The sequence below is a fragment of the Streptomyces sp. NPDC058964 genome (genome assembly GCF_042741275.1).
Lineage (GTDB): Bacteria > Actinomycetota > Actinomycetes > Streptomycetales > Streptomycetaceae > Streptomyces.
In genome coordinates this window covers 1-10249 of the sequence record NZ_JBHYKH010000098.1, presented here as the reverse complement: position 1 = coordinate 10249, position 10249 = coordinate 1, and the positions used below count along the sequence as shown (strand labels likewise).

The 10249-nt window shown below is 69.5% G+C and carries 7 protein-coding genes; 3 read left to right on the top strand and 4 right to left on the bottom strand.

All coding sequences use genetic code 11. The features are described 5' to 3' along the window. Positions 1-11 precede the first annotated feature (11 nt). The 3 genes from ACFW2E_RS15125 to ACFW2E_RS15115 all read left to right on the top strand — a co-directional run bounded on the left by ACFW2E_RS15125 (position 12) and on the right by ACFW2E_RS15115 (position 5177). Positions 12-1778 carry a DUF4357 domain-containing protein gene (locus ACFW2E_RS15125; RefSeq protein ID WP_384466462.1) on the top strand — a complete coding sequence of 589 codons (1767 nt, stop codon included), beginning with the start codon at positions 12-14 and terminating at the stop codon, positions 1776-1778. Continuing rightward, positions 1775-2977 (top strand): McrC family protein, encoded by a 1203-nt coding sequence (locus ACFW2E_RS15120; protein ID WP_384466435.1) that lies wholly within the window; start codon positions 1775-1777, stop codon positions 2975-2977. Before ACFW2E_RS15125 ends, ACFW2E_RS15120 begins: the two co-directional genes overlap by 4 nt. A gap of 64 nt (positions 2978-3041) precedes the next feature. Next, positions 3042-5177 carry a UvrD-helicase domain-containing protein gene (locus tag ACFW2E_RS15115; protein ID WP_384466434.1) on the top strand — a complete coding sequence of 712 codons (2136 nt, stop codon included), beginning with the start codon at positions 3042-3044 and terminating at the stop codon, positions 5175-5177. Between the two features lie 26 nt (positions 5178-5203). On the opposite strand, the gene ACFW2E_RS15110 is transcribed toward ACFW2E_RS15115, so the two are convergent. The 4 genes from ACFW2E_RS15110 to ACFW2E_RS15095 form a co-directional block, all read right to left on the bottom strand. Continuing rightward, positions 5204-6865, bottom strand: coding sequence for an N-6 DNA methylase (locus tag ACFW2E_RS15110; protein ID WP_384466432.1), 1662 nt, complete (start codon positions 6863-6865; stop codon positions 5204-5206). Between the two features lie 103 nt (positions 6866-6968). Next, positions 6969-8336 (bottom strand): GH1 family beta-glucosidase, encoded by a 1368-nt coding sequence (locus ACFW2E_RS15105; protein ID WP_384466430.1) that lies wholly within the window; start codon positions 8334-8336, stop codon positions 6969-6971. 26 nt (positions 8337-8362) lie between these two features. After that, positions 8363-9202 (bottom strand): carbohydrate ABC transporter permease, encoded by an 840-nt coding sequence (locus tag ACFW2E_RS15100; protein ID WP_384466460.1) that lies wholly within the window; start codon positions 9200-9202, stop codon positions 8363-8365. 22 nt (positions 9203-9224) lie between these two features. Then, positions 9225-10249 (bottom strand): carbohydrate ABC transporter permease (locus tag ACFW2E_RS15095; RefSeq protein ID WP_384466428.1); only part of this gene is annotated, 1025 nt, incomplete at its 5' end.

The window sequence follows — 10249 nt, the reverse complement described above, 5'->3', positions numbered from 1 at the left end:
CACTCCCGCCGGTGGCCCGGCCCCCCCCGGGGCGCCGGGCTACCAACTGGGGCAAACGGGGGAGCCGCAGTTTCGTCGTCTACGCCGGCCAGCCCGTGCGGCCCGACGTCGTACCCTCGTTCCCCACCCGCGTGGCAGGTGCCCACACGCAGCGGGAGGAGCTGATACAGGAGGGACGGATCAAGCCGTCCGAGAAATGGCCTGGCTGGCTGGAGACAGCCGAGGCCATCACTTTCGACTCCTCTTCCAGGGCTGCGGCGGTGTTGAAAGGCCACAGCGCCAACGGTTGGATCAATTGGAAGACGGAGGACGGCCGCCCCCTCGGGGACTTCATGCCAGGGATGTGGCCAGGCCCCAACCGCCCTTGGCTGGCCCGCGGTTCGAACGTGAGCGGACTCGACCTCGTCCAGCGGATGTGGCTGCCGGAGGGACTTGTCACACTCGCTGCCGCGCGGCTGCGCCAAGGTGTGGAGCAGGGCATCAGCAAGGATCAGCTGCGCGTCCTGATCCAAGAGGACTACGAATCAACCGCCACATACAGCCAGAAGCAGCAACTGGCGGAAGAGGCACACGCGTTCCTCTCCCGGATGAAACCTGGTGACACGGTCTGCACCATCTCCGGTGGCCGGCTGTACGTCGGCGAGATCACCGGCGGGGCGGAGCAGGTCGAGTCTGAGGGCGGGCGATCCAATCTGCGGCGGCCGGTGGAATGGCAACCGCACGGCTACCCGTACGACGAGCTGCCGGAGGAACTGCAGCAGAAGCTGTCGGTCCAGCACGACGTGGTCGACCTGTCCTCCGTCCAGGCCTTGGTGGACGGGCTCGGCCTCAGCGACCAAGAGCTGGCCGAGGAAGATCAGGCCGTAGACCGCGATCCGAGCGTGGAGATCCCGGCGCTGGCGGCCCGCCGCGAGCTCGAACTGCCTGAGCCGACGGACGATCTGGCCGACGAACTCCTCGTGCATGCCGCGGCGTGGCTGCGAGAAGTGCGGGACCTGCTCTGGGACGAACGGCAACTGGTGCTGTACGGCCCGCCCGGCACCGGTAAGACCTACCTCGCGCTGAAGCTCGCCGAGTTCCTCGGTGGCGGGCCCGAGCAGGTCAAGCTGGTGCAGTTCCATCCGTCGTACGCGTACGAGGACTTCTTCGAGGGGTTCCGGCCCCAGGAGGACCCGCAGACCAGGGAGGTCGCTTTCCGGCTCACCGCCGGACCGCTGCGCGAACTCGCCGACCTCGCCTCCCGCGAGGGCAACCGCCACATCCCGCACTTCCTGATCATCGACGAGATCAACCGCGCCAACCTGGCGAAGGTGTTCGGCGAGCTGTACTTCCTGCTGGAGTACCGGAACAAGTCGGTTCGGCTCACCTACTCCGGCGACGACTTCGCGCTGCCGCCGAATCTGTTCGTGATCGGCACGATGAACACCGCGGACCGGTCCATCGCCCTCGTGGACGCGGCCATGCGGCGGCGGTTCGCGTTCGTGGAGCTGTCTCCGCGCACCGAGCCCACGAGCGGGCTGCTGCGCCGCTGGCTGGCCAAGGAGGGCCGGGCCGCCGAGCCCGCCGATCTTCTCGACGCGCTCAACTCCCGTATCGACGATCCCGACTTCCGGATCGGGCCCTCGTATCTGATGAAGAAGGGTGTCTACCGGGACGGCGGCCTGGAGCGCACGTGGCGGACCAAGATCCTGCCGCTGCTGGAGGAGCACCATTACGGCGAGGGCGTGGACGTCGAGAAGCGGTACGGGCTGGCCACGTTGCGGGAGTCACTGGGGTGACGTCGGTCGTCGAGCTCGTCGAGCACGCGCCGGCGGTGAGCGTTGCCCTGCCCGACGTGGTCGGGCGTGCGCTGGCCGCCGGGGACATGCTGGACGCGGCCCCTGACCCGTACACACCGGGCCGTTGGTCGCTGCGGGCGGGCAGCAAGGTCGGCGCGGTGGCCGTCGCTGTACCCGGTACGGACGAGCCGTTCACCGTGCGCGTCACCCCCAAGACCCCCATCGCACGCCTCTTTTTCCTGCTCGGCTACAGCCTCGACCCGCGGAGCGGTTGGCGGGACGGCGAGGTCGAGGTGGCCGAGCACCGCGATCTGCTGCCCGCGCTCGCGCACGCGGTGGAGCGTCAGGTGGACCGGGCCCTGCGCCAGGGCCTCCTCCAGGGGTACCGGGCGACCGAGGAGTCCGCACTGGTCGTCCACGGCCGGATCCGGGAGGCCGAGCAGATACGGCGCCGGTTCGGCGCGGCACTGCCCGTGGAGGTGGCGTACGACGAGTTCACCAGCGACATCGCGGAGAACCGCATCCTGCGGGCGGCCGTCGAGCGCCTGCTGCGGCTTCCCGGTGTACCGCGCGACGTGCGACGCAGGCTGCTCCACCAGCGTGCCCGGCTGATCGACGTCACCGCCGTGGTGCGCGGACAGCCGCTCCCCTGCTGGCGGCCGACGCGCCTCAACGCCCGCTACCACCATGCCCTCCACCTCGCCCGCGCCGTCCTGGAGGACGCGTCGGCGGAGCATGCCCCGGGCGGGCTCCGGATCGACGGGTTCCTGTTCGACATGAACAAGCTCTTCGAGGACTTCGTGACGGTCGCCCTGCGCGAGGCTTTCCGCGGCTCGGTTCACACCTGCCGGTTCCAGGATCCGCACCACCTCGACGAGGCGTCGGCGATCCGTATGAAGCCGGACTTCGTGCTGTACGGGCCGGACCGCCGGCCGTGTGCCGTCGTGGACGCCAAGTACAAGGCGGAGAAGCAGGGCGGCTATCCGGACGGTGACCTGTACCAGATGCTGGCGTACTGCACGGCCCTGGGGCTGGGCGAGGGGCACCTGGTGTACGCGAAGGGCAACGCCCCGCACGCCGCCCACCGGGTGCGGCACGCGGGCATCGTGATCCATCAGCATGCCCTGGACCTGGACCAGGAACCGTCCGGCCTGCTCGAGGACATCGCCGCGATCGCCCGGCATATGACAGAGGCATGAATTCCGTACACCCTGCGCGTATGATCGACTGCGGAGTGTCCGTCCAGGGTGGGGAGTGCACGTCGTGCCGCAGCTCGCGTTCGCCAACAGTTTCTGGGAGAGCTACGACGTCCTGGAGAAGCCCGTCAGGGCCGGCGTGCGCAAGGCCATGCAGAAGTTCCAACTGCTCACCGTGCCCGAACTGCAGGCGGACAAGGGTCTGCACCTGGAGTCCGTGGAGAACGCGCGCGACCCGCGTATGCGGACCATCCGCATCAACGACTTCTGGCGCGGTGTAGTTCTCGCTCCGGACGACGGCAGTGATGTGTTCCTGCTCGTCAACGTCGTCCCGCACGACGACGCGTACACCTGGGCGGCCAAGCGGCTGTACACGACGAACTCCGCGACGCGGGCGCTGGAAGTCCGCAACGTGGTCGCCATCGAGCAGCTGACTCCTGCCCTGGAACAGGCCGCCGCCACGGCCGACTCGCTGCTGTTCGCCAAGTACTCGGACACTGTGCTGCGCGAACTCGGAATCGACGACCAGGTGTTGCGGGCCGTGCGGACCATCGTCGACAAGGCCCAGCTGCAGGCCTTCGAGACGCTGCTGCCGGAGGACCAGTGCGAGGTCCTGCAGTACCTCGCCGAGGAGTTCAGCCCCGAAGATGTGTACCGGGACGTGGTCGCCGTGCGCCGTCCCGTCGACGCGGGCCCCGACCCGGACGAGAGCCTGGCCGTCGCCATCGCCAACACCACGAGCCGCATCACCCTGGTCACCGGCCCGCAGGAGCTCGCCGACATCCTGGAGAAGCCGTTCGCGGCCTGGCGGGTGTTCCTCCACCCCTCGCAGCGCCGGGTCGCCTACCGGGTGTCGTACGGCGGTCCGGTCCAGGTGACCGGTGGGCCGGGCACGGGCAAGACGGTCGCCGCCCTGCACCGCGTCAAGCACCTGCTCACTCGCTCGCCGGACACCCGAGTCCTGCTCACCACCTACACCAATGCCCTTGCCACCGCCCTGCGCGAGAACCTGTCGCTTCTCCTGGACGCTGACGCCACGCTGCTCGACCGCGTCGACGTGACCACGGTCAACGCCTACGCGCACGGCATCGTGACCCGCCACGACGGCAAGGCCCCCTCTCCCGTGGGCGACAGGGAGGAACGGCAGCTGTGGCAGCGGGTCGTCAAGAAGCTCGGGCTGCCCTGGACCGAGCAGTTCCTTGCGCAGGAGTACCGGCACGTCGTCCTCGCCCAGGACTTGCGCACTCTCGACGCCTACCGCGCCGCCTCACGGCGCGGCCGCGGCAGCGCGCTGTCACCGGCGCGGAGGGAGCAGCTGTGGCCCGCCGTCGAGCTGTTCGAGTCCCTGCTGCGCGACCAGAAGGCCACCACCCACCTCAAGGTGTGCGCACAGGCGGCCGACCTCCTCGCTGCCTCGTCGCCGACACACGACCACGTCGTGGTCGACGAGGCACAGGACCTGCACCCTGCCCAGTGGCGCGTCCTGCGCGGCGCGGTGGCACCCGGCAGCGATGACCTGTTCATCACGGGCGACCCGCACCAGCGGATCTACGACTCGAAGGTCTCGCTCGGCTCCCTGGGCATCTCCGTGGCAGGACGCACTCATCGCCTGCGCATCAACTACCGCAGCACGGAGGAGATCCTCGCCTGGTCGACGGGCATCCTCAGCCCGGTCTCGGTCGACGACCTCGGCGGCGAGGGCAGCGACACGCTGGCGGGCTATCGGTCGCTGCTGCACGGCCGCAGGCCGCAGCTGGACGGGTACGGCTCTGAGCAGGCCGAGGTCGCGGCGCTCGTCGAACGCGTCCTCGGCTGGATCGCCCAGGGCATCCGCCCGTCGGAGATAGGTGTCTGCGCCCGCTTCAACGTGCTGCTCGACAAGGCCTACGACAAGCTGGTCGCGGCAGGCGTCCCGGTGGTCAGAGTCAAGGACAACCCCGGACCGGACACCGACGGGGTCCGGCTCGCCACCATGCATGCCATGAAGGGACTGGAGTTCCGCTGCGTAGCCGTCCTCGGGGTGACGGCGAGTGCGGTGCCCTTCGCCCGCGAGGTCACGCCCGTCTCGGTGGACGCACTCCAGCACGACTCGGACCTGCTGCGCGAACGGTGCCTGCTGTTCGTGGCCTGCACGCGGGCGCGGGAGGCGCTGTCGGTGTCCTGGAGCGGTGTGGCAAGTTCGTTCGTGCCACGGGGGAACTGACACCGACAAGCCGTCGAGCGCGCCTGTCACTCCCCGGGTGTCAGCGCCCCGTTGCCGAGCCCGTCCCGGGCCAGCGCCGACGCCTGCGTGCTCAACTCCGCCACACGTCGGGCCAGTTCCTCGAACTGCTGCAGTGCACGGAACGCGGCGCCGTACCGCCGCTGGTCCGCGATGTCCATCTGCGGAATGCGCGCGCCCTTACCGTCCAACCGGAAGGTGCCACTGGCGCTCGTCGAGCGCCGGGTGTTCGCCGAGCTGCGCAGGAATCCCTGGAGGAAGTCGGTGTCGAGCTGGTCGCTGACCGAGACAGGCTCCGGATCGCCGTACTCGACCAGTCCGGCGCGGGCGAGGTCGGCGACACTGACGGACGGCCCCTCAAGGGCACTGACACCCGCTCCGGCTGTCAGCCCGGGCAGCAACTCGGCAAGAAGTCCTACCTGCTCAGCGAGCTCCAGACGCAGGGCCTGGTACTCCGCCGCGTAATCGCGATGCGACTCGACCACATGACGGCCTGGGGTGAGGTCCACGGCATCGTCCAACAGTTCGATCAGAGAAACGTCCGCCGTTTGGTCGGATCGCGGCTGCAGCGAACCGTCCGGGTCGTTCGCGGTCAGGTCGACCATGCGCACGCTGGTCGCCGCATCACCGAGAGACTCCGGGCGGCGCAGATGCCAGAGATGCACGGGCAACGCATGGGACGCCGCGGCGCCCGAAGGAAGAGCGGTCACCTGGGTCAGGACACCGCGCCGTACGAGCTCCGCGCGGATGCGGCGGCCCGCCTTGCGGTAGGCGACGGACGCGGGCATGACCATGAGGACCCGGCCGCCGGGCGCGGTGTGCGCGTAGGCGTGCTGGACCCAGGCGAGTTCACCCTCGGCCCGCGAAGGTGTGCCGAACTCCCAGCGGGAGTCGAGAAGCAGTTCTTCGCGCCCCCAGTCCGCGTCGCCGATGGGAGGGTCGCAGACGACGAGATCGGCCTTCAGGTCGGCCCATCGGTCGTCACGCAGTGAGTCTCCCGTGACGATGCCGACGTCAGTACGTCCGGCGAGGTCGGCGCGCAGCTGGGCGAAGCGGGCGCTGCGGGCGTCCGACTCCTGGCCGTACCTACGGGGCCCGCGCTCAGGGCCGATGGTCAGGAGCAGGGTCCCGATACCACAGGCCGGATCGAAGAGTGTCGCGTCGGTCGCCACCTCACCGGCGAAATGCCGCACGGCACGAACGATGCGTGGTGAGGTGACCTGGTCGGACCCGGCGCGGCGCACGGAGTCGGTGAAGCGCTCGGCGAGAGCGGTCACCACCTCACTCGCGGAACTGCTCTCGGCCAGGCGACGCACCAGGGCAACGGTCTCCGCGGACATCGCGCCCGCATTCGCCCGCCCAGGAGCGGCGAGGAGCCCCGCCACATCGCCGAGACCACCAAGCACGTCTTCACCGTAGGCTCCGCGCAGTGCCTGCCACAGCTGCACCTCTTCCGAGACGTCCTGCCCTTTGCGCTGTTTGTCCAGCCACGTCTGAACCTCGGCCAGGTCGAAGAGCGGACTGTTCACACCCCCGCCGACGGGTGCGGGGAAGTCGTCGTACCGCCGCCTCCAGTTCGACACCGCGGCGCGGGTGACACCTGCGAGCCGGGCGATTTCGGAGCCGTTGACGAGTGCCCCGGCAGCCGGCGAGGTGGCATGGTCCGTCATGCGGCCACCGTACACAGGAGCCGTTCAAACTGCAATGACGATCCTCGTTGACAACGTTAACAAACTTTGCCTGTTCTTGGTGAACCCGCAGGTGGGAGGTCCCTCACGACCGCTCCGTTGTGCGTCCGCCGCGGTGGGCCCGGACGATCTCCGCGTACCGGTGTCCGGTCCCCTTGATGGTGCGGGCCTGGGTGCGGTAGTCGACGTGGACGAGGCCGAAGCGCTTGTCGTAGCCGTAGGCCCACTCGAAGTTGTCCAGCAGCGACCAGGCGAAGTAGCCGGCCAGCGGGGCGCCCTTGCGGGCCGCCGAGGCGCAGGCCGCGAGGTGGCTCACCAGGTACTCCTGGCGCTCGGGGTCGTCGACGGTGCCGTCGGGGCGGACGACGTCCGGGTAGGCGGAGCCGTTCTCCGTGACGTAGATCTTCCGCGCGCCGTAGTCGTCGGTGAGGCGCAGCAGCAGCGTCTCGATGCCGCTCGCGTCGATCTCCCAGTCCATGCCGGTGCGGGGAACGTCGGGGCGGCGTACGGAGCGGACGTGCGGGGCGGGGCCGGTGGGGTCGTCCGCCACGTACGCCGGGAAGTAGTAGTTGAGGCCGAGCCAGTCCAGCGGGGCGGCGATCGTCGCCAGGTCGTTCGGCTGCTCGGGGAGTTCGACTCCGTACGCCTCGCGCATGTCGGCCGGGAAGCCGCGCCCGTGGACGGGGTCGAGCCACCAGCGGTTGACGTGGCCGTCGTGGCGGCGGGCGGCCGCCACGTCCTCCGGGCGGTCGCTGGCCGCGAACACCGTGGAGAGGTTGTTGACGATGCCGACCCGTGCGCCCGGGGCGGCCGCGCGGATCGCCTCGGTGGCGAGGCCGTGGCCGAGGAGCAGGTGGTAGGAGGCGCGGACTGCGGCCGTCAGGTCGGTCAGGCCCGGGGCCATCTTGCCCTCCAGGTGGCCGATCCAGGCCGAGCAGGAGGGCTCGTTGAGGGTGGCCCAGAGCCGCACCCGGTCGCCGAGGCGGGTGGCGACGGCCGAGGCGTACTCGGCGAACGCGAGGGCGGTGTCCCGCTCGGGCCAGCCGCCGCGGTCCTGGAGGACCTGGGGCAGGTCCCAGTGGTAGAGGGTGACGGAGGGGGTGATGCCCGCAGCCAGGAGGCCGTCCACCAACTCGTCGTAGAAGGCGAGGCCCTTGGGGTTCACCGGGCCGTCGCCGCCGGGCATTACGCGCGGCCAGGCGACCGACAACCGGTAGGCGTTGGTGCCCAGTCGGCGCATGAGGCCGATGTCCTCGCGCCAGCGGTGGTAGTGGTCGCAGGCGACGTCGCCGTGGTCGTCGTTGTCGGTCTTTCCCGGGGTGTGCGAGAAGGTGTCCCAGATCGACGGGGAGCGGCCGTCCTCGGCGACGGCCCCCTCGATCTGGTACGCCGATGTGGCCGTGCCCCACAGGAAGTCGTGCGGGAGTGCGGCGAGGTCGATGCGTTCGGACACGGAAGTCCCTTCGGAACGGGGCGGGTTCACTTGACGGCGCCCGCCGTCAGTCCCGCGACGAGATAGCGCTGCAGCAGCAGGAAGCCCGCGACCACGGGCACGCTCACGACCAGCGACGCGGCCATGATCTGGTTCCAGTAGACGTCATTGAGCGTGGAGTAGCCCTGCAGGCCGACGGCGAGGGTGCGGGTGGTGTCGTTGGTCATGACGGAGGCGAAGAGGACCTCGCCCCAGGCGGTCATGAAGGCGTACACGGCGACCGCGACGATGCCGGGGACCGCGGCCGGCACGACGATCCGGAAGAGGGCGCCGAGCGGTCCGCAGCCGTCCACCAGCGCGGCCTCGTCCAGGTCCCTCGGCACCGAGTCGAAGTACCCGATCAGCATCCAGATCGAGAACGGGAGGGAGAAGGTCAGGTACGTCAGGATCAGTCCGCCGCGCGAGCCGAACAGGGCGATGCCGGTGGCGTTGCCGATGTTGACGTACAGGAGGAACAGGGGCAGGAGGAAGAGGATGCCGGGGAACATCTGCGTCGACAGCACGGTGACGGTGAAGACGCGCTTGCCGCGGAAGGTGTAGCGGCTGACGGCGTACGCGGCGAACACCGCGATCACCACCGAGCAGACGGTCGCCGAGCCCGCCACGACCAGCGAGTTCACGAAGTACCTCGCGAGCGGCACGGTCGACCAGATGTCGATGTACGGGCGGATCGTCAGGCCGCTGGGCAGCCAGCGGAACTTGCCCGTCACGTCCGCGAGCGGCTTCAGGCTGCTGGAGACCATGACGTACACGGGCACCAGGACGAAGCCGGTGAGCAGGGTGAGGAAGATCCGTCTGGCCCAGAGGAAGGAGCGGGGCGGGGCCATCGGGGAGGAGGGGACGCGGGAGCTAGACATCTGCGGCCCTCCGTCCGCGCGAGGTGAGCAGGAGGTACACGCCCGTCACCACGAGCAGGAACAGCAGCAGCAGGACGGACATGGCCGAGCCGGTGCCGAAGTTCCAGGTGACGAAGGACGCCTGGTAGATGTGGACCGAGATGAGGTCCGCGGATTCCGGTGCCGACCTGCCGAACAGGACGTAGGGCGTGTTGAAGTCGTTGAACGTCCACAGGAACAGGACGAGGACCAGGACCTGGTTGACGGGCCGCAGGGAGGGGAGCGTGATGCGGCGGATCTGCTGCCACAGGCCCGCGCCGTCCAGTGCGGCCGCCTCGTACAGCTCGCGCGGGATGTTCTGCAGTCCCGCCATGACGATGAGGAAGGCGAACGGCCAGCCCTTCCACACCGAGACGATCAGCAGGGCGTAGAAGCTGTTGTCGCCGATGAGCCAGAAGGACGGCTTGCCGGTGAGGTGCAGCTGGTCGTGCAGGACGTGGTTCACCAGGCCGTTGTCGTGCTGGAACATGAACACCCAGGTGATGACGGCCGCGTAGACGGGCAGCGCGTACGGCACCAGGAACAGGGCGCGCAGCAGTCCTCGGCCGCGGAACGTGTCCTGCATGCAGATCGCGGCGGCCGTGCCGATCAGCCAGCACAGGCCGACCGACAGCAGGGTGAAGCCGACGGTGACGAAGAAGGAGTGGAGCAGCGCCTCGCCGACCGGGGCGTCGAAGTCGACCGACATCCGGTAGTTGTCGAGGCCGGACCAGGGGGCGTTGCCCCAGTCGCGGATGTAGAACTGCGTGAGTTCCTTGAAGCTCATCACGACGCCGATGACCATCGGCACCAGATGGACCAGGAGTTCGAGGAGCAGGGCGGGCAGGAGGAGCAGGTAGGGCAGGGAGACGCGGCGTATCCGCCCGGGGGGGGGGGGGGGGGGGGGCCCCCCCCCGCGCCCCCCCCCCCCCCCCCCCCACCCACAACCACAGCCGCGGGAGCGCGCTCGCGTGAGCCAACGCGGCCAGCGCGAGCCGG

Excerpts from the sequence above, each read along its gene's own strand:
- ACFW2E_RS15110 (WP_384466432.1), bottom strand. The coding sequence starts at position 6,865 with ATGACGGACCATGCCACCTCGCCGGCTGCCGGGGCACTCGTCAACGGC.
- ACFW2E_RS15100 (WP_384466460.1), bottom strand. The coding sequence starts at position 9,202 with ATGGCCCCGCCCCGCTCCTTCCTCTGGGCCAGACGGATCTTCCTCACC.